This is a genomic window from Actinacidiphila sp. bgisy145, assembly GCF_057708125.1.
Window position 1 is genome coordinate 1 of sequence record NZ_JBYIRL010000132.1, and the last position, 605, is coordinate 605.

Annotated in this window: 1 protein-coding gene; it reads left to right on the forward strand. The window is 66.8% G+C overall.

The window, feature by feature from the left end; translation table 11 throughout:
- The coding region (locus AC3ERT_RS36625) for a beta-ketoacyl [acyl carrier protein] synthase domain-containing protein (RefSeq protein WP_435179515.1) at nucleotides 1-605 on the forward strand (605 nt) is incomplete at both ends.

The following is a 605-nucleotide window of genomic DNA, read 5'->3' on the forward strand; positions in this document are numbered from 1 at the left end:
TTGATACGGCGTGTTCGTCGTCGTTGACGGCGATTCACCTGGCGGCGCAGGCGTTGCGGTCGGGTGAGTGCTCGCTGGCGTTGGCTGGCGGGGTTACGGTGATGGCTGCTTTGGGAGTGTTCGCTGAGTTTGCGCGGCAGCGGGGGTTGGCTGCTGATGGGCGGTGCAAGCCGTTTGCGGAGGCGGCTGATGGCACCGGGTGGGGTGAGGGCGTTGGCGTGGTGGTGTTGGAGCGGTTGTCGGTTGCTCGCGCGCGTGGGCATCGGGTGTTGGCGGTGGTGGCCGGTAGCGCGGTGAATCAGGACGGGGCGAGTAATGGTCTGTCGGCGCCGAATGGTCCGTCGCAGCAGCGGGTGATTCGGGCGGCGTTGGCGAGTGCGGGGTTGCAGCCGGGTGATGTGGATGTGGTGGAGGCGCATGGCACTGGTACGGCGTTGGGTGATCCGATCGAGGCGCAGGCGTTGCTGGCGACGTATGGGCAGGGTCGGCCGGAGGGTCGGCCGTTGTGGTTGGGGTCGGTGAAGTCGAATATTGGTCACACGCAGGCGGCTGCGGGTGTGGCGGGTGTGATCAAGATGGTGCAGGCGATGCGGCACGGGATGCTT